The organism is Paraburkholderia lebeckiae, assembly GCF_014201005.1.
GTDB classification, from domain to species: Bacteria; Pseudomonadota; Gammaproteobacteria; order Burkholderiales; family Burkholderiaceae; genus Paraburkholderia; species Paraburkholderia tuberum.
On sequence record NZ_JACHDK010000017.1, the window covers coordinates 83,944 to 102,590 of the forward strand.

13 protein-coding genes and 1 pseudogene are annotated in these 18,647 nt (G+C 65.3%); 4 read left to right on the plus strand and 10 right to left on the minus strand.

Going from position 1 to position 18,647, the window contains the following annotated elements:
- Positions 1-10: 10 nt before the first annotated feature.
- Positions 11-448, plus strand: a complete 438-nt coding sequence (locus tag HDG39_RS25990; protein ID WP_184009813.1) for a GNAT family N-acetyltransferase — start codon at positions 11-13, stop codon at positions 446-448.
- A 139-nt stretch (positions 449-587) separates the two neighbouring features.
- On the opposite strand, the gene HDG39_RS25995 is transcribed toward HDG39_RS25990, so the two are convergent.
- The gene (locus HDG39_RS25995; protein ID WP_184009815.1) at positions 588-1,448 is read right to left on the minus strand and encodes a 2OG-Fe(II) oxygenase; all 861 of its coding nucleotides are present in this window, start codon (positions 1,446-1,448) and stop codon (positions 588-590) included.
- Between the two features lie 88 nt (positions 1,449-1,536).
- Positions 1,537-2,016: a nuclear transport factor 2 family protein gene (locus HDG39_RS26000; protein ID WP_184009817.1), complete on the minus strand. Its 480-nt coding sequence runs from the start codon at positions 2,014-2,016 to the stop codon at positions 1,537-1,539.
- Positions 2,017-2,160: 144 nt separating this feature from the next.
- Between HDG39_RS26000 and HDG39_RS35235 the strand changes: the two are divergent.
- Positions 2,161-2,385 (plus strand): annotated as a pseudogene (locus HDG39_RS35235) (LysR family transcriptional regulator); the annotation flags it as partial.
- Between the two features lie 79 nt (positions 2,386-2,464).
- Here the strand turns inward: HDG39_RS35235 and HDG39_RS26005 are convergent.
- The 3 genes from HDG39_RS26005 to HDG39_RS26015 form a co-directional block, all read right to left on the minus strand.
- Complete coding sequence (locus HDG39_RS26005) at positions 2,465-3,904, minus strand: nicotinate phosphoribosyltransferase (RefSeq protein ID WP_184009819.1); 1,440 nt, start codon at positions 3,902-3,904, stop codon at positions 2,465-2,467.
- A 291-nt stretch (positions 3,905-4,195) separates the two neighbouring features.
- Positions 4,196-5,398 carry a CpaE/TadZ family protein gene (locus tag HDG39_RS26010; protein WP_184009820.1) on the minus strand — a complete coding sequence of 401 codons (1,203 nt, stop codon included), beginning with the start codon at positions 5,396-5,398 and terminating at the stop codon, positions 4,196-4,198.
- A gap of 181 nt (positions 5,399-5,579) precedes the next feature.
- Entirely contained in the window at positions 5,580-5,849 is a 270-nt protein-coding gene (locus HDG39_RS26015; RefSeq protein ID WP_184009822.1) for a hypothetical protein, read from the minus strand.
- Positions 5,850-7,177: 1,328 nt separating this feature from the next.
- On the opposite strand from HDG39_RS26015, the gene HDG39_RS26020 reads away from it, so the two are divergent.
- Together HDG39_RS26020 and HDG39_RS26025 are read left to right on the plus strand one after the other, a co-directional pair.
- Positions 7,178-8,605: a sigma-54-dependent transcriptional regulator gene (locus HDG39_RS26020; RefSeq protein ID WP_184009824.1), complete on the plus strand. Its 1,428-nt coding sequence runs from the start codon at positions 7,178-7,180 to the stop codon at positions 8,603-8,605.
- A gap of 415 nt (positions 8,606-9,020) precedes the next feature.
- Positions 9,021-11,678: a mechanosensitive ion channel domain-containing protein gene (locus HDG39_RS26025; RefSeq protein WP_184009826.1), complete on the plus strand. Its 2,658-nt coding sequence runs from the start codon at positions 9,021-9,023 to the stop codon at positions 11,676-11,678.
- 46 nt (positions 11,679-11,724) lie between these two features.
- Here HDG39_RS26025 and HDG39_RS26030 read toward each other — a convergent pair whose 3' ends face one another.
- The 5 genes from HDG39_RS26030 to HDG39_RS26050 all read right to left on the minus strand — a co-directional run bounded on the left by HDG39_RS26030 (position 11,725) and on the right by HDG39_RS26050 (position 18,536).
- On the minus strand, positions 11,725-13,986 hold the full coding sequence (locus HDG39_RS26030; protein WP_184009828.1) for an ATP-dependent DNA helicase: 2,262 nt from the start codon (positions 13,984-13,986) through the stop codon (positions 11,725-11,727).
- Complete coding sequence (locus HDG39_RS26035; protein WP_184009830.1) at positions 13,983-15,752, minus strand: VRR-NUC domain-containing protein; 1,770 nt, start codon at positions 15,750-15,752, stop codon at positions 13,983-13,985. Before HDG39_RS26035 ends, HDG39_RS26030 begins: the two co-directional genes overlap by 4 nt.
- A 69-nt stretch (positions 15,753-15,821) precedes the next feature.
- Positions 15,822-16,406 carry a LutC/YkgG family protein gene (locus tag HDG39_RS26040; RefSeq protein WP_184009832.1) on the minus strand — a complete coding sequence of 195 codons (585 nt, stop codon included), beginning with the start codon at positions 16,404-16,406 and terminating at the stop codon, positions 15,822-15,824.
- On the minus strand, positions 16,393-17,796 hold the full coding sequence (locus HDG39_RS26045) for a lactate utilization protein B (protein ID WP_184009834.1): 1,404 nt from the start codon (positions 17,794-17,796) through the stop codon (positions 16,393-16,395). Before HDG39_RS26045 ends, HDG39_RS26040 begins: the two co-directional genes overlap by 14 nt.
- A complete protein-coding gene (locus HDG39_RS26050; protein WP_184009836.1) occupies positions 17,793-18,536 on the minus strand; it encodes a (Fe-S)-binding protein in 744 nt (247 codons plus the stop codon). Before HDG39_RS26050 ends, HDG39_RS26045 begins: the two co-directional genes overlap by 4 nt.
- Between the last annotated feature and the right edge of the window lie 111 nt (positions 18,537-18,647).

An 18,647-nucleotide genomic window follows, 5' to 3' on the forward strand; every position in this document is an offset into this window, starting at 1 on the left:
GAGACGTGCCGTGCAAGCAGGCGAACTGGCGATTTCCAGCCGCATCGACGATCTCGACCTCGACATCGTCTACACATTCCTGTCGCAGGAAACGCCGTGGGCGCGCGGCATGCCACGCGCGACCTTCGAGCGCGCCGTCGCCGGGTCGCTCTGCTTCGGCGGGTTTGTCGACGGCAAGCAGATGGCGTTCGCGCGCCTCGTCACCGACGAGGCGACCTTCGCCTACCTATGCGACGTGTTCGTGCTGCCCGCGTATCGAGGCCAGGGCTATGCGTCGGCGTTGATGAAACATATCTTTGCGAGCCCTTCGCTCGCCAGTCTGCGTAGAGTCGTGCTGGTCACGACCGACGCGCATCACGTCTATGCGCCGCATGGGTTCACGTCGCTCGAGAACCCCGAGCGGTATATGGAGCTGCATCGACCGGGTGTTTACAAGACGGACGCGTGAACACGTCCGAAGGAGCCTGTCTGAAGTGCCGTGCATCCTGTTTCTTGCGACCGGTCCGCTTTCCCTCCTTAAACAACGTTCTACTGTGGGCATGCCCTCGTCTGCACGCGGAAATGCGCATGGCACAGCAGACCCCGCCTCAGCCGTACGCGCGCTCGCGCATCCACTTCGTCATGATCCACTTATCGCCGGCAAGCACCGGCGCGCCGCCGTGCAGAGTCGACGGATCGAGCTGGCGCTGGCCGTTCATGTAGCGGAAATACACCGCGCCGCCCGCGCGCGCCGCGACCGACAGGCTCGCTGACGGAAACACCGTCTCGCCGCCGTCGGCGACGTCGTTCAGATACATGATCAGCGTCGCGACGCGTTGGCCGCCCTGCGCGGTGTGCACCGCGCTTCCCGGCTGATCGGGTATGAAGAAGTCGAAATGAGGGCTGTATTCGCCGCTCCTGTCGTAATGGAGCACCTGCAGGCCTTCGCCATTTTCGAGCGGCCAGTTCGTCAGGCTCTCGATGCGCCGTTCGATCCGCGCGATCAACGCATCCTCACCGCGCCGATACCAGACGCCTTCGCTGGTGCGGTTGCGGATCACGTCTTCGTGGCCGGTGAGCGGATTGACCGTCGTCGAGCGTTTCAACCGATGCCGCGAGCGTTCGATCAGCTCGGCGCATTCCGCGACCGACAGCACGTCGGCGAACACGACCAGCTGCGGACGCTCACAGCGCAGCAGCACGCGCACATCGCGGTCGTCGGCACGGATCAGGTTGCCGCGGGCGACCGGCGCGGCGTCGTATCGATAAGGCTGGGTGGCTGGATCGGCGACTGTGGCTTGCGCCGCGGGGTCGGTCGCGCGCCGATCGAACGCATGGTGGACCGCGACGCGGGCGTCGCCGCCGGCAAAACCGGCCTGCACCATCGCATCGATCATCGAGCCCGGCGTGCAGCCCCGCGCGACATTGCTGCTCAGCCATTCTTGCCAGGCTGCATCGACGACTCGCATAGCGCTTCCTGTGCAGCGGCCCGGCAAGGAGTGCGGGCACGCGTGCTTCGATCATCGCAGGCGCGATGCGCGCGCCGCCCGCATGCGCCTAGTCGCGCCTCAACTGCCCGCGATAGTGCAGCAGCCCTCGGCGCGCCTGCTGCCTGAGCATCCGTTGCACGAACGGCGACCAGCCGAACAGCGTGCCGCGCACGCCCATCGCCTGGCGCATCCACAGCCACAGATCGAAGCGGTCGCGATGCTCGACGATGAGCCCATCGCGGAACACGAAACTCGCCTCGATCCGGTTCACGACGTCGCGCCCCGTCTGGACGAAACGGTAGCGCGCCACCCACTGCGCGCGGCCGGCATGGTCGTCCGCCTCGATGTTGCTGAAGGTCAGCGTGAAGTCTTGCGCATGCTTGACGAGCATGCGCCACATGTCGCGCGCTTCATCGCCGACCAGCTCGCCGAAAGCGGGGTCGCTGAAGACGACGTCGTCGGCATAACAGGCGACCATGGTCTCGGCGTCGCGTTGCCGGAAGGCCGTGTAGAAACGTTCGATCAGCTCGGTGTTGGGATGGCTCATTGATGTCGTATGGTGTATTGCAGGAGCGCGTCATGCACGTGCAGAGTCGCGCCGCGCTCCGGAAAAACAGCCCGCGCGCGGTAGGCGGCGGGCATGGCGCACACGATATAGGAAAACGGCGTGAATGGGGGGGTGCCCCTATGTCGTTCGTCAAGCGTTCGGGGCGGATATCGGACGAAGCGTTCGGTCGCATTGAGCGCGGCGGGCAGCACCTATCTCGCCGAAGCGCTGGTGGCGCTCGATCATCTCGAGCGTGCCGCGCAGCGCGCGTTGCTCGCCGGACGCGGCGAGGTGGGACGCATCGAGATCGGCTATGTGGCGTCGGCCGCGTTCTCGGGCGTGTTGCAAGCGTCCTGTCGGATATTGCGGAAGGTCTGCCGTTCATGCAGCCTACTGGGCGCTGATGACCCACCCGCTCGTGACCATGCCGATGCGTCAGAAAGCTGGATCAACCTTCGTCCGCATATGCGCGGCCTCGAATCTCGGCCAGCGACGTTTCGACCAGCAAGCGGCCCGCATCGAACACGGTCTCGAGCGCTTCGTCCCACTCGCCCTCCACCGTGCTCCCGTCCCACGCGATCGGCAACGTGACCGTCCGGTACTCGCCGGTGCGGCGATGGCGCAGCAAGGTGAGCCGGCCTTTCATCGAGCGCTTGCCGTGATCCGTTACTGGATCCTTCGACACATCGTGCCACGTGTCGCCTAGCCGGATCGCCGAGCACTTCATCGCGAAGCGCTGCGTATCGCGGTTGATCTGCTGCAACAGCGCACCGCCCATGCCGAACACGATGTTGTCGGTGGCGAAGCCGGCCTCGTCCATCGCGGCGAGGATCGCGACGATCGAATCCGGGTTCACGCCGTCACCCTGAATCACACGCACATGGTCGAGCACGCGCCGCCCCTTGCTGTTGGTGTGCGACCCGAACGAAGCCTCCAGCGAGCGCAGCGTGTGCAGGACGATCGTGCACGGATCGCCGGAGTCCGGGCGAATCACGAGCATGCCGCCGGAATCGAGCACGGCCTGCTTCAGCTCGCCGCCCCATGCGTTGAGCGCGGCGAACAGGTCGTAAGAGTCGGACACCACCGAAACGATCGCGCCCGGCTTGCCGAAGCGGGCGATCATGTTGCGATACGCGTCGACTTCGCGCTCGCGGCCCCACGACGTGATCGTGCTGTGCTCGGCCGCCGGCACCGAGAACGCGGCCATGCGGTCGCGGTAGAAGTGATTCGCCGCAATCACGCCGAGCACCGTATCCGAGCCCATGAAGCTGACGAGATGTGCCGCGCCGCCGATCGCCGCCGACTCCGCGCTCGACACGCCGCGCGCGCCGAAATCATGCAGCTTGAACGGCAGCTGCGAGAGATCGTCGCTGCTTTTCAGCAGATACTCGCGGATCGTCTGGCGCAGATGCCAGCTTTGCGTCGCGACCGTGATCGGATACCACACGCGCATCAGCATCGTCTCCAGATACGACGTGAGCCAGAACACCTGCGGATCGTCGCATTCGACGGTGACGAGCACGTTGTGCGTGGGCACGACCGAGCCTTCGGGCGCCGCGCGAATCCGCACCGGCAGATAGCCGCCGTATCGCTGCACGACGTAGCGCCAGCCCGCCTCGTTGAACGGCTCCCCGTGCGCGCTGAAGAAGGGCCGCGCCTGGTCGATCATCGCGCCGGTAACCGGCCGGCACAGGTACTCCTTCAGCAGCATCTGCAAGCCGAAGAACAGCGTGCGGTCGTAACGTCCGCCGCGCGATTCGATGTACGAGAACATCGCCGTCGCGTCGGGCGGATATTGCAGATAGTGCGATGCCTTGTACGAATCCGTATTCAGAATCGGATTGGACAGGATCGACGCGAGGTCGCTGAAACCCTGCGCGTTTTGCATGGACGGTGCTGCGCTCACGTGATTTTCTCGCTGGAGTGACCGGACGGCGCGAGCCTGCCCGACGCTTTCGAGACTCTGAGGCCGCGGCTCTACGCCTACAGAATATGCCGGGGATGAACCTGTACCTCACCTTACTACGGTATGCGCGATAGCGCTCGTCGTCGGACTGTAGCTTCTCCTGGCGCAGGATGAGTCTGGCCTGCAGCGCCAACTGCAGCCGCAGACGATCATGTTCCCGATCTCGAGGTTCACCAGCAGGAGACCGGGCTCGAGCAGCGAGTAGACGTCGTCCTAGACCCCCGGCTTCAATTGCGGCGGCAGATTCGGCCACGTCGCGAGCAACCTCCCGAGCATGCTCCTGCGGCGCTCCGCACCCGCGGGCCACAGCATGTTCGCGAGCAGCACGATCCCTTGCGCGAGCCCGCTGTCGCGCGCGCAAGCGACGAGCGGCACGCCGCGGCTGAGCGCATCGTTGACGTGCTGATCGTCGCGCGGCAGTTGATGCGCGACCCTCGCGCCGAGCGTGCGTTCGAGCATCGGCAGATTGATCTGTGCGCCCTTGTCGTACTGGTTGACGACGACCCGCACCTTGCTCGACGGATGCCCCAGTTCGCGAAAGATCTCGAGCATGCGGCGCGCGCCGTGCAGGTACAGCGGATTCTGCCGCACCACCATGCAGATCGCGTCGCTATGCGCGAGCGCGCGGATCGTCGACGGATTCAGGCTCGTGCCGACGTCGATCAGCACCGCGTCGTAGCGCTCGCGCGCCAGCGTCAGAATCCGGTCCAACTGACCAGGCAGCAGTTCGGCGGCCTTCAACGGATCGCCGGCGCCGGCGAGCAGATCCAGGTTCGGGCACACGTGCATCGCGCACGCGTCGAACAGCGCCGGGTCGAGTTGCTCGTTGCGCGAGCACAGATCGACGAGCGTCATGGGCGGGGGGCGATTCGCCATCAGCAGGCTCGCGTCGGCGAATTGCTGGGTCAGGTCGATCAGCAGCACGCGCCGCTCACGCCGCGCGGCGAGCGCGCACGCGAGGTTGACCGCGATCAGCGTGGTGCCGCTGCCGCCCTTGCTCGACGCCAGGGTGACCACGCGCGCGTGGCGCCGCTCGGGCTCGCGGCGCCGCGCTTCGATCTGCGCAAGCGCATCGACGACGGCCTGACGATCGAGCGGCCACGACAGCACCTGCCGCACGCCGACGCGCAACGCCGCGCCGATCAGCGCGGTGGACGGCGCCGGCGTTACCAGCATGCAATGGAGCGTCGGCGCGCAGGCGAGCGTTTCCTCGATGCCGTCTAGTCCACGGACGCTCAGATTGGCGTCGTCGACGATCAGCAGGTCGGCGCCGCGGACCACGCGCGCGTGCATCGGCAGTTGCCGGGCCGGACCGAACGCGGTGTGCAGCCGGTAACGCACGCCGCTCTCTTCGAGGCGCACGACGATTCGCTGCGCGTTTTCGATGCTCGCGGCAATCAGGAAGATGTCGATCATGGCAGCTCTGCGGCGCTTGGCGCGTCATGCGCTGGCTTTTATTCCAGTCGTCTGTTCACGATTGACGACGCAGGCTTCGGCGCGAGTTCCTTACCGCGACGCTCCTCCGTGAAAACCATGAGCCGGCAAACGGTGCTATCGAATTCCTGCGCGGTCGCTGCGAGCCGACGAGCGGCAAGCGTCAGACGTCGGTTTCATCGTCGTCGCGCCGATGCGCCGCGCTGCGTTCAGCGCGCACCGGCATGGCGTACAGCGCGTCGCGCAGCAAGTCGCGGCGGATCTCGGCTTGCGCTCGGCGCTCGAGCGCCTCGGCGACGACGAGCGTCAGCAGATCGACCGACGAGCCCGCCGCCTGCGCGAAAAAGCGCGCGCGCGATGTCGCGACATACCGCCGGTAAGTGCTTCTGGTTCCTCCCGAAGCGACCGGCCTGCGAATCAGTTCTGGTTTCATGTCAGCCCCCGATGTCGAGCAGTTTTGCGCCAGGTCACGCCGTCTGGTCTCAGCGCCCCGGCCGTTGGGCCAGGTCGCCGTGCCCGTGCCAACCCACGGACACGGCCCCTGGTTCACCTCGTATATTCGTCTCTCTGTGGAGACTAGGCCTCTCTCCCCGCTTCATCGCGCCGGCCGGTCCTTATCCGGCGCTGCCCCTTCCCTTTGCGGCGCGTCGCTCGCGAACGTTGCCAGCGCGTTGCCTGTCGTTATCGCCACCCTTTTCGCGTCGTGAGGACAAAAAGTCGAAAAGGAAAAACGGCGAAGTCGTTGCCCTTTTTTCGTCCGGTTTTGAATGGCCGCCAAACCGGTCCGCCACTCATCCGTTTTCTAACGTATTTAAGAAGGCCCCGCCGCGCTCCCGCAAACACCTGATGGCTGGCTTCCCCGACCATGTCTGCGAGTGACTTTTTTACCGCCGGTCTTTTTTTAATCCGGTTTTCCCGTACCGTCGACCTGGCGGCAAAACATTTTTCTGTGCAGACCTTATTGCAACGGTTATGCCAACACGCCTTCGAATCGCTAAGGCGCCCGTCAGGGCTTCACGCTGCCGAGAAATCGGTTTTCTTTTGACGCAGTGCGAGCCTGTCCGATTTTTGGCGTGACGCGCATTGATTCGTTTCTGACACGCAAAATCGCTGTGCGCTGGCCGCAAAACGCGCCTCCCGCTCCGTCTCGCCGGCCTGCTGACTGGCCGCGGGGCCGGCCACACGCGGCTTCGCCGCTCCTTCCGGTTGGCAAAGCGCCCCACCCGGCGCGCAAAAGCGCATTCGACTCGCGCTGTCCAATCTGTCGCAAGTGTGAAACATGACTGCTCGCGCCCGTCCGTTTTAGTCGCGCCTTAATCCCACGGCAATTGCTACGCAATGTGCGATTCCGCGCATAACCGGCCTTGACCGCTTATTCATTAGTGATCCGTGTTAATCCGAAAAACCAACACGTATTCTTCATCCATGTTTCTTTTCTGGCGCTTTTAGGCGCTTTCGCTTATCGTTAGGCCATACGCCAATCAGAGCGCTTGTATCAGGTCAACGAGGCAAGCCACGGTTCAAGTGGTTTTCACGGTTCGGGGAAAAAATCGCCGGGCAGTTTCAGCAATGAACGACAAGGTCGCCGCCATTGCATGAATCGGTCCACCATGCAGCGCGTTCCGGTTCGCGCCGCACTTGAAGCGTGTCCCTTGTTCGTGATTGCTGCTGTCGTGAATGCGTCGCAGCCGGAGTGCAGCAACTGGCCGGCCTGAATCTCACAACGTCGCACGGCAGTCCTGAGGATCGAACGGGGGAACCATGACTACGACTTGCACGCCGGCCGACATGGAACGCACGGTTCTGTACGTTGCGAACGCGCCCGACCAGACACTCGTCGAGTTTCTGGCCGCGTCGGGATGGCAAGCCGTGCACGCAAAAAGCACGGCCGTGGCGGAACGCATGATCGAACGCGGCAACATCAAGGTCGGTCTCGTTCAGTTGCCCGAAGATTGCACGTCACAGCAGCTGTCCGCGCTCGCGCTGTGCATGCGCCGCGTCGAAACCAACTGGGTCGCGCAGATCGTGCCGGGCCAGGCCGACAACGAGCTGGTCAGCCGTTTCATCCTCGATTACTGCTTCGACTTCGTCACGCAGCCATGGCTCAACGAGCGGCTCATGTTTGCGCTCGGCCACGCGCATGGGCTGTCGAGCCTGCGTCAGCCTCGCGTCGTGCCGGAGCCGTCGCTCGGCCGCCACGGCATGGTCGGACAATGCGAGCCGATGCAGCAGCTCTACCGGCGCATCGACAAATGCGGCGTGACCGACGCGCCGGTGTTCATCGCGGGCGAATCGGGCACCGGCAAGGAGCTGACCGCTCGTGCTATTCACGACCGCTCGCCGCGCGCGGGCCGCACGTTCGTCGCGATCAATTGCGCGGCGATTCCGCCGAGCCTGTTGCAGGCCGAACTGTTCGGCCACGAGCGCGGCGCTTTTACCGGCGCGGTGCAACGCAAGCTCGGCCGGATCGAGAGCGCGCATGAAGGCACGCTGTTTCTCGACGAGATCGGCGACATGCCGCACGAATGCCAGGCGGTGCTGCTGCGCTTCCTGCAGGAAGGCACGATCGAGCGGCTTGGCGGCAACGGTCCGATCAGCGTCGACGTGCGCGTGATCTCGGCCACCCACGTCGATCTGGAGCGCGCCGTCGAAGACGGGCGTTTCCGTTCCGACCTCTATCACCGGCTGTGCGTGCTGCGCCTCGTCGAGCCGCCCTTGCGCGAGCGCGGCGGCGACATCAAGCTACTCGCCAATTACGCGCTCAGCATGTACAAGCAGGACGGCGCGCGCAAGCTGCGCGGCCTGTCGAGCGACGCGATCGTCGCGATGTCGAACTATCCGTGGCCCGGCAACGTGCGCGAGCTGATCAACTGCGTGCGCCGCGCGGTCGTGATGAGCGAGGGCCGCTTCATCACCGCGATCGACCTCGGCCTACCCGAGGCTGACAATGGCCCGGCGATCACGCTGGCGGAAATCCGCAGCAAGGCCGAAAAGGATGCGATCGGGAACGCGCTGCTGCGGCACGGCTACAAGCTGTCCGATGCGGCGGCCGAACTCGGCATTTCGCGCGCGACGCTGTACCGGCTGATGCACGCGAACCGGCTGCACCAGGAGCCGGCCGGACGCGGCGCGAGCAGCGGCCCCCATGCCGATGACGAAGCAGAGCGCCAGACCTCTTCAGTGGCATAAGCGCAGATTTAAGCGTTTTTTGTAGTGAACGCTTAGCAGCGCACGGTCACGGCGATTGAGCATTCCCAACTTTCCGCGCTCTGCCCGCACCTAGCGTGGTCGTCGAGAACATCCTCGCGCCGCCGCCAGCATTGCCACCCGGCAAGCGGCCTCCTACCTCCTGCGCCGCACTGCCCACGGGGCTTCCGGGCAGGCTTTCTGCTGCCTTCGACAGGCCTGCCGGCCATCATCGGCTATCCTGTCGGGTCAACGCCCCGCCGGACGGGCGCCGCTCTCGCGGCCCTTTCGCCCGTCCGGCGGGCCTCTGCCGCAGGAACTTCAGCGCCCCGCCCCGTGTCGGTCCCGGGTCGCCCCGCTGAAACAGCCCATGTTCCGGCACAATCGTCCGCACTGGCTTCATCCCGCTTTACACCCTATGCAAAAATTTCTGCGTGTCTGTTTTTTCATTTTTCTGCTCGCAGGCGCGGCGCCCGTCTTCGCCGCCGCGCCTGCACCTGCCCATCCCACGCCCGCGACACCCGCTTCCGCCGCCGTCACGCTGACACCTCAGCAGGCCCGCGACGCGCTCGCTGTCCTGAATGACCCCAAACGCCGCGCGCAAGTCGCCGATACGCTGCAAGCGATCGCCGCGGCCGGCGCGTTGAGCGCGCCCCCCGCATCGGCGCCGGCGGCGGCGGCGGCGCCCGCCGCCGCAAGCGGCGCAGCCGCGCTCGTGCCGGACGCGTTCAAATCCAATGGCCTCGCCTCGCAACTCGCGCGCGAGGGCGCGCATTACGCCGGCCATCTCGCGACCGCGCTGCGCGGCTCGATCGCCGCGCTGCTCGACGTCGCGTCGGTGCGCGCATGGTGGAACTGGCAGTTCGCCAATCCGCACGCGCGCGCGGTGCTGTTCAAGGTGCTGTGGTCGCTGCTGGCCGCGCTGATCCCCGCTCTGGTGCTCGAATGGCTGGCGCGGCGGCTGCTGCGGCGCGTCTTTCGGGCGATCGCCGCGCGCCGCGAAGCCGCGCGGCAGGATGACAACGACAACTCATCGCCGCCCGCGCGCGACGCCGGCGCCGCGCCAGCCGGTCATCCGCCGACCAGCACGCCGCCGCTGCCCCCGCTGTCATCGGTGCCGTCAGTGCTCGAAGCGGAGGCGCAAGCCGTCGCGACTGGCCCGGCCGCGCCGTACGCGACGCCATCCGCCAAAGGCCGCGCCATCGAAGCCGAAGGCAAGCGCAACGCGACGCACCACTGGACGCTGCTGCAACGTCTGCCGCGCGCGTTGCTGATCACGCTGGTGCGGCTCGTGCCGATCGCGGTGTTCGTCGGTGCGGCGAGCGCGCTGATGTCGATCTTCACCGGCAACGGCACGCCGCAGGATCGCGCGCTCGATTCGCTGATCGACGTCTATGTGGTGTGCCGCTGCGTCGTGATCGTCGGCGCGTTCTTCCTGCAGCCGAGCGCACCGCGTCTGCGGCTGCTGCGCATGGGCGATGCGTGGGCCGCGTTCGTGCTCGGCTGGATCGTGCGAATCGTCAGCGTAGTCGGCGCCGGCGTCGCGCTAGCCGAAGTCGCGCAGGCGCTTGGCATGAACTACGCCGCGCATCTCGCGCTGCTGAAAGTGGTCGCACTCGCCGGACACGTGATGATCTCGATCCTCGTGCTGCGCTGCGCGAAACCGGTCGCCAACCGGATCCGCAATCGCTTCGCCGCTCACGAGTCGTTGGAGATGTTCGGCAACGCGTTCGCGGACGCGTGGGCCGTGGTGACCGTGGTCATCGTGATGGGCCTGTGGTTCGTCTGGGCCTTCGACGTACGGAACGGCTATCACGCGCTCGTGAATATCGGCGGCATGACGCTCGCGATACTGATCGGCGCACGGCTCGTGTCGATCGTGATCTTCGGCGCGCTCGCGCGCATCTTTCATGTGCAGGACGAAGCGTCACGCTCGCTCGTGCATGAGCACGCCTACCGATACTATCCGGCGCTGCGGCGCGTGATCGGCTGGATCATCGGCAGCGTCACCGCGCTGGTGCTGTTGCAGGCGTGGGGCGTCGACGTCATCGATCTGTTCCGCAGCGGCACGATCGGCCACCGGCTCGCCTCGGCGCTCGCGACGATCGCCGTCGCCGCGATCATCGCGCTGGTGGTGTGGGAGGTCGTCAACGTGTCGGCCGAACGTCGCCTCGATAACTGGACGAGCAACGGCGATCTGGTGCGCGCCGCGCGTCTGCGCACCTTGATGCCGATGCTGCGCACCGCGCTGTTCTGCGTGATCGCGCTCGTCGTCGTGCTGACCGGTCTGAGCCAACTCGGCGTGAACATCGGCCCGCTGCTCGCGGGCGCGAGCATCTTCGGCGTCGCGCTCGGCTTCGGCTCGCAGAAGCTCGTGCAGGACTTCATCACCGGCATCTTTCTGCTGATGGAAAACGCGATGCAGGTCGGCGACTGGGTCACGCTCGCGGGCGTGTCGGGCACCGTCGAATATCTGTCGATTCGCACCGTGCGGCTGCGCGGCGGCGACGGCTCGCTGTTTACGGTGCCGTTCAGCTCGGTGTCGACCGTGAACAACACGAATCGCGGCATCGGCAACGCGGCGGTGCGCGTGAATATCGTGTTCGGCCAGGACGTCGAGCGCGCGATCGACACGCTGAAGGAAATCGGCGCATCGCTGCGCACGGACGACAACTTCAAGGACGGCATCCTGGCGGACTTCTCGTTCTGGGGCGTCGATGCGGTCGACGGTTCGGCGATCACGCTGGCCGGCCAGATGCAATGCCGCGATACGTCGCGCTGGGGCGTGCAACGCGAATTCAACCGACGCATCCTCGAGCGCTTCAGCGAACTCGGCATCGAGATCGCGAATCCGCAGCGTCATCTGCTCACGTGGGACCCGGCGAGCAAGGCCAGGTTCGATACGGCCCTGCCGCGCGAACGCCATGGCGACCGGCCGGACGGCGACGCCGCCGGGGACGGTCACGCTCCGCACAAGGGCGACGCGCCGCTCGACGACCAGATCCCGGTTGATCCGAGCCCGGCCGGCGGCCCCGGTACGCCCGGCAATCCGGGCTCGACCTCGCCGCACGCGTGACGCGTCGCGCGTCGCGCGCGTAAAGGTTCGCTAGCCCGGCGCGGTGCTAGCGAACCTGCCACCAGCGCGGCAACAGACGCCGTACTTCCGGCCTGCCAAAGCGGTCGTCGATCAGATGCACGACGCCGCGGTCCTCTTCGGTACGGATCACGCGCCCCGCCGCCTGCACGACTTTCTGCAAACCCGGATACAGATACACGTAGTCGTAGCCATTGCCGAAGCGCGCATCGAGCGCGCGGCGCATCTGCTCGTTGACGTCGTTGATCTGCGGCAGACCGAGCGTCGCGACGAACGCGCCGATCAGTTGCTGCCCGGTCAGATCGACACCCTCCGAAAACGCGCCGCCGAGCACCGCGAAGCCGATGCCCTGATTCATCGTCCTGAAGCGCGCCAAAAACGCATCGCGCGCGGCTTCGTCCATGCCCGGTTCCTGCGCCCACACCGGCAAGCCGGGATGCCGCTCGCGCAGCAGCGCGACCACGCGTTGCAGATAGTCGAAACTGCTCAGGAACCCGAGATAATTGCCGGGCTGGGTGTCGTACTGCTTCGCGATCAGCTCCACGATCGGCGCGAGCGAGCGTTCGCGGTCACGCCAGCGCGTCGACACATGAGCGGCCACGTGCACCTGCAACTGCTCCGCGCGAAACGGTCCCTCGACGTCGAGCCATTGCGTGTCGTCGGCGAGCCCAAGTATGTCGCGATAGAAATGCTGCGGATTCAGCGTGCCGGAGAACATCACCGTGGTACGCGCGGCCGCATAGCGTGGCGCGAGGAACGGCGCGGGGATCACGTTGCGCACGCAGAGCGTCGCACCGGTTTTGTCGCGCGGCGCGTAGCGGTCGGCGCTCAATGTCACGTCGAACATCGAGTGCTCGCCGAACTGCTCGGCGAGCGCGACGAAGTGCATCGCGTCGAAGAAAACGCGCAGCGCATGTTCGTCGATCGACAACGGCGCGTCGGCGAGCTGATCCGTTACCGCGCCGATCAGATTCTGCGCGGCGGACAGTAGTTTGCCTGGCACTTCCGCATACACCTGATAGCTGGACGTCTGCGTGCGCTTCACCGCATTCCACTCGCGCTGCAAGCGTTCGAGCGGCTTCTTCAACGCCGCCGGCGCGCTCTTGCGCGCGAGCCGGAACGCGCTTTGATCTAGCGACGCGGTATACATGCGCCGCGCGCGTTCGAGCAGGTTGTGCGCTTCGTCGACCAGCACGCCGACGCGCCACTGGTTGATCTGCGTGAGCGCATGCAGCATCGCGCTCCCGTCGTAGTAGTAGTTGTAATCGCCGACGATCACATCGGCCCAGCGCGCGAGCTCCTGCGACAGATAGTACGGACAGATATTGTGCGTGAGCGCAGCCTCGCGCACCGCCGCGCGATCGAGCCGTGGCGTCGCCAACGCGGCGGCGCGCGCCGCATCGAGACGGTCGTAAAAGCCGCGCGCGAGCGGACAGGACTCGCCGTTGCAGGCTTTGTCCGGATGCTCGCAGGCTTTGTCGCGCGCGACGAGTTCGAGCGTTCTGAGCGGCAACGGCGCGCTCTGGTTCAGCGAGTCGATCGCATCGAACGCAAGCGCGCGGCCCGGCGTCTTCGCGGTCAGAAAGAACACGCGATCGAGACGGTCTTCGCCGCAGGCTTTCAGCAACGGAAAAATCGTCGCCAGCGTCTTACCGATACCGGTCGGCGCCTGCGCCATCAACGGCTTGCCGTCGCGTGCCGCGCGATACACGGCCACCGCGAGCTCGCGCTGCCCGCGCCGAAACCGCCCATACGGAAACTGCAACGCGACGAGCGCCGCGTTGCGCGCGACGCAATGCGTGTCTTCCTGCACGGCCCAATCGAGAAATCGTTCACACTGGTCGACGAAGAAGATTTCGAGTTCGCGCGCGCTGTGCTGCTGCGTCAGCACGGTTTCCTTCTGACTGCCGATATCGAAGTACACGAGCGCGATCGTCAGCTCGCCGAGCCCGCGCGCCCGGCACAGCAGATGCCCATACACGAGTGCCTGCGCCCAATGCAGCACGCGATGATTCGCGGGCATACGCGCGAGATCGCCGCGATACGTCTTCACTTCTTCAAGCCGGTTCGCGATTCCGTCGTAGCCGTCCGCGCGGCCACGCACGGTCAGACTGCGATGCGAGCCCGTCAGCGTGAGCTCGGTTTCGTAGCCGCTCGCGCGACGGCCTGCGACCATCTGATGACCCGCGATGCCTTCGAGCGAAGTCGGCGCGGGCGTGAAACGCAGATCGAGATCGCCGCGCCGAGCGGTGAATTCGCACATCGCGCGGACGGCCACCACGTAGCTCATACGACGCGCTCCGCTGCGGCTTGCGTCGCGGCGTCCGCTTCGCTCTGCGCCTCTTGCCCGGCCCAGCGCACGTCGACGACGCGCACCGGCATGCCGTGCTGCGCGCAGTACGCGAGCCAGCGGATCTGGTTGTCCTGCAGACGATCGCCGGGGCCTTTCACCTCGATCAGTTCATAGCGACGCTCGGCCGGCCAGAACCGGATCAGGTCGGGCAAGCCCGAACGATTGCCGCGAATGTCGCGCAGCAAGCGCTCGAAGCACAGCTTCAGATGCGCGGCGGGCAGACAGTCGAGCGCGAGCGCGGTGAGGTCGGGCGTCAGCAGTCCCCAGAACACGAACGGCGACTGCATGCCGGCCTTGTCGCGCAGATGCCGCAGAATCGTGTCGCGATAGACGCCGTTATCGAGCTGCGCGAAGCACGCGGCGAACTGTGTGGCGCGACGCGCGTGAAAGTCCGGCGCGTGCAGATCGGCCGGTCCCCGTTGGAACGGATGAAAAAACGCGCCGGGCAACGCCGCGAACACCGGCTCCCAGCACAGCAGGCCGAACAGCGAATTGATCAGCGCGTTCTCGACGTAGTGCACCGGCGCGGCGTCGCTGCTCAAATGATCGCGCACCACGTACTCGACGGCCATCGGCGTATCAGGCTTCGGCAGCACCAGCGTGCCGCGCTCCACAGGCCTCGCCGCTGGTGCGCGCGGCACCGGCTCGCCGCACTTGCGCCGCAAGCGCGGCAACATCCGGGCAACGCGCTGCGCCTCTGCTTCGCTCTCAGGCGCGACATCGGCCTGCGAGGCCAGCGCCAGCGCTGCGCCGTAACGCTCGCTGCGCTCGAGCACGCGCATGCGTCGAAGACGCGCGCCGGGCCAGGCGCACACGTCGTACACCGCGAGCGCGGTGTCCCATTGCCCGCGCCGCTCGCAATCCTGGCCGATCCGGAACAGTAGTTTCGCGCGACGCATTTCGAGCCACGGATTCGCGGTGCCGATCGAGCGGACGGTCGCGATCAGTTCGTGAAGGGTGCGGGTGTCGGTGTCGACCGGTAGCCATTCGAGCGCTTCGCGGCACGCGTGCAGCGCCAGATAGACGTCGATGTCCGCGCGTTGCTGGAACGCGCGCGACAAAGGCCCGAACGCGACCTTCTCGTACTGGAACACGCCAAGATCGGCGAGCACGAACTCCGACCAGTCCTGATGCAGATTGCCGAAGAACATCAGGCGCAAGCGATCGCACAACGGCGCGACCGCGACATGCAGCACGCGGTCCGTAGAAGCGTCGTGCCAGGCGGCGAGCGGACGTGATGTGCACGCTTGCGCGTCGCCGCTTGCGGTTTCGTAAAACTCGCGCAGCGTTTCGAGCAGATCCGGTTTGCGCAAAGCCTTTGCGCCGGGAATCCGCGCGATCGCGTCCGCGAAGATGTCCAGTAATTGCGCACGCGTGCTGAGCGCAAACAGGTCGTCGAGAGACAGGGCCGGTTCGGTGTCGATCCAGCGATGCACCGTCATCGGCATCGCCGCCTGCAACGGACAGCCGATTTCGTCGTAAGCCAGGCGGCTCGCGCGGAACAGCATGCCTTTGCGCATCAGCATGCGCACCAGCAGCGCACGCGATGCCTGCGGCAACGTCGCGAAAGTTTCCAGAAAAGCGTGCTCTTCGTCGTCGAGCAGATCGTCGTAACGCGCGGCGAGCCACGCAAGCGCGCGCTCGAAATTCAGCAGGTAGTAAGGGGCTTCAGAGCGGATCTCTGAGCGAGCATCGGTTGCCACGGACTTTGTGCGGGACCTGTATGTTTATACAGTGATGATAGCAAAGTCCGGCGCTGCAACCGCCGCACATCAGCCCGCGAGCCACACGACCGTCAGCGAGCGCACGCCTTGCGCGCCGCGAATCAGTACGCCCTCGATATCGGCGGTGGCCGAAGGGCCGGTAACGAGCGCCGCGTAGCGCGCCCTGCGGAAATCGTCGCGACGATAGACGTCTTGCAGTCCATCGAGCAATTGCGCCGGATCGAGCAGCACGACCAGATGCTGGACGATGTAGCCCAATGCATTGACCACATATTCGCGCTCGCTAAACCACACCGAGCCGGTTTCGGCGACGCCAAAGCGCGCCCGAACCAAACCGACGTCGATGTCCTGCAGCGATGCGGGGTCCGTCTCCGCGCCGATCACGCGCGTGCCCGGCACTTCGACGCTCGCCGATGCGATCGATGCCGTCGCGCCAAAACGCTCGCGAATCAGATCGCTGACGTCGCTCGCGCTGGTCGCTTCGACGCAAGTGCCGCCCATCGTTTGCAACGCCGCCGTGAAGCGCGCCCGCAGATCGCCGCCAACCGCATCGAACAGCGGCACGTCGGGACGCGGCCGCGCGGCCGGTTGCGCGGCGCGCACCTTGGCGAGAAAAGCCTCACGCGTTGTCATCGCCGCCTCCGCGATTCTTTTTGTACCAGGCATGAAAGGTCATCTTCGGCGCCTCCGGCAATTCGCGCTGCCGGCCCCAGATATTCAGAGGGTTGTACAGCACGAAATTCGGCAGCCGCCGCAACGCGCTGCCCATCGACGACACCGTCGCGCGATACAAGGTCGGACTCGATAACAGACGTCCCGCCATCTTCAGGACTTCCTGCTTCACGAACGGCACTTCGTGCTGCTCGGCGATCACCGCGCGCCACTTATAGATCTGCTCGTGAATGTTGATCTTCACCGGACACACATTCGTGCAACTGCCATTGAGTGTCGATGCGAACGGCAACGCGCTATAGCGTTTCAGATCGAACGTCGGATTGATGATCGCGCCGATCGGCCCCGAATAGGTGCCGCCATACGACAGGCCGCCGCTGCGACGATAGACCGGACACGTATTCATGCACGCGCCGCAGCGTATGCATTTGAGCGAGTACCAGAAGTCCTCCATCGCGAGCCGTTCGGAGCGGCCATGATCGACGAGGATGAAATGCATCTCGGTGCCCGGCCGCGGCGCACGAAAATGCGACGTGTACTGCGTGATCGGCGAACCCAATGCGCTGCGCGACAGCATGCGCACGAACACGCCGAGATCCGACACCTTCGGTATCAGCTTCTCGATTCCGATCGATGCGATATGCAGCGGCGGCACGTTCGCCGAAAGATCGGCATTGCCTTCGTTCGTGCAGACGACGACCGTGCCCGTTTCCGCCACCGCGAAATTGCAGCCGGTCATGCCAGCGGTTTTCTCGCGCACGAAATACGGCCGCGTATTCATGCGCTGACTCTCGGCCAGATAGTGGATGTCGCTGTTCGTCGGATCGGTGCCGATGGTCCGGCCGAACAGCTCGGCCACGTCCGCGCGCAGCTTGTGCACGGCCGGCACGACCATATGACTCGGGTCCTGGTGATCGAGCTGCTGGATGCGCTCGCCGAGGTCCGTTTCCATCACGGTAATGCCGCGCGGTTCGAGGTACTCGCGCATCCGGCATTCGTCGGTCAGCATCGACTTGCTCTTCACGAGCGTCGTCATGCCGCGCTCGGACATCAGCGTGTGGACAATCGCGTTGTGCTCTTCCGCGCTCGCTGCCCAATGCACGACCACGCCATTGGCCTCGGCCGCCGCCGCGAACTGCTCCAGGTAGTCGGCCAGATGCGACAGCGTGTGTTCCTTGATGCCCGACGCCAGCGAGCGCAACGTTTCCCATTCGGCAATGCCGTGCGCCTGCGCGTCGCGCTTCTCGCGCAGGTCCCACAGACGCTTGTCGTGAAACGCGACATGCTCGGTCTTGCTGATGAAAGAACCCGCGGCTTTGGCGTGATCGATGCGGTGATGGTCGCCGCTCATGCGCGTGCTCCATTGAGAACCTGCGCGATATGAATGAAGCGCGCGTCGGCTTTCATGCGTTCCGCGCAACCCTGCTGGTGCATCAGGCACGACATGTCGCCCGAAACGATGTACTCGGCGCCCGCATCCAGATGGTCGCGCACCTTGTCCTGCCCCATGCGCACCGACACCGCCTCTTCGGTGACCGAGAACGTGCCGCCAAAACCGCAACATTCGTCGGGCCTCGTCGGCTTGACGAACTCGATGCCCTTCACGCCTTCGAGCAACGCGCGCGGCTTCGAAAACGGCGTGCCGGCGATTTCCGACGCCGACGCCTGCTTCAGATGACGCAGTGCGCTGCAACTTGTGTGCAGACCGACACGATGCGGAAATTCGGCCCAAGGAAATTCGCGCGCGCCGATCACGTCGTGCAGAAACTCGACCAGTTCGTAAGCGCCTGCGCGTACTTTCTTCACTTCATCGGTCTGCTCGAGCGCGGTCAGATGTTCGCGCACGTGGTGAATGCAACTCGCGGACGGCCCGACGATGTAGTCGTAACCCGCGAAGTTGCGCGCGAATAGTCGCTCGGTGGCGGCGGCGTCCGCATGCGCGCCGCTATTGGCCATCGGCTGGCCGCAGCAAGTTTGCTGCTGCGGATAGTCGACCTCGATGCCGAAACGTTCGAGCAGTTCGAGCGTCGCGATACCGACCTCGGGATAGAACGCGTCGATAAAGCACGGGATAAACAGCGCGACTTTCATAGGCTCTTCAGGAAAAGCGGCGGGAACGATGTCTGTTGACCGGTGTGGCCCGTCTGGGCGGTTTGGTCATGTTGGTCTGACCAAGACTATAAAAAAGTCCGTTGGCGGTGT

Bases quoted from the DNA above. Each gene is read 5' to 3' on its own strand.
- HDG39_RS26005 (WP_184009819.1), bottom strand. From the start codon at position 3,904: ATGCAAAACGCGCAGGGTTTCAGCGACCTCGCGTCGATCCTGTCCAAT.
- HDG39_RS26015 (WP_184009822.1), bottom strand. From the start codon at position 5,849: ATGAAACCAGAACTGATTCGCAGGCCGGTCGCTTCGGGAGGAACCAGA.
- HDG39_RS25995 (WP_184009815.1), bottom strand. From the start codon at position 1,448: ATGCGAGTCGTCGATGCAGCCTGGCAAGAATGGCTGAGCAGCAATGTC.
- HDG39_RS26020 (WP_184009824.1), top strand. From the start codon at position 7,178: ATGACTACGACTTGCACGCCGGCCGACATGGAACGCACGGTTCTGTAC.
- HDG39_RS26000 (WP_184009817.1), bottom strand. From the start codon at position 2,016: ATGAGCCATCCCAACACCGAGCTGATCGAACGTTTCTACACGGCCTTC.
- HDG39_RS26025 (WP_184009826.1), top strand. From the start codon at position 9,021: ATGCAAAAATTTCTGCGTGTCTGTTTTTTCATTTTTCTGCTCGCAGGC.
- HDG39_RS26030 (WP_184009828.1), bottom strand. From the start codon at position 13,986: ATGAGCTACGTGGTGGCCGTCCGCGCGATGTGCGAATTCACCGCTCGG.
- HDG39_RS26040 (WP_184009832.1), bottom strand. From the start codon at position 16,406: ATGACAACGCGTGAGGCTTTTCTCGCCAAGGTGCGCGCCGCGCAACCG.
- HDG39_RS26010 (WP_184009820.1), bottom strand. From the start codon at position 5,398: ATGATCGACATCTTCCTGATTGCCGCGAGCATCGAAAACGCGCAGCGA.
- HDG39_RS26050 (WP_184009836.1), bottom strand. From the start codon at position 18,536: ATGAAAGTCGCGCTGTTTATCCCGTGCTTTATCGACGCGTTCTATCCC.
- HDG39_RS26045 (WP_184009834.1), bottom strand. From the start codon at position 17,796: ATGAGCGGCGACCATCACCGCATCGATCACGCCAAAGCCGCGGGTTCT.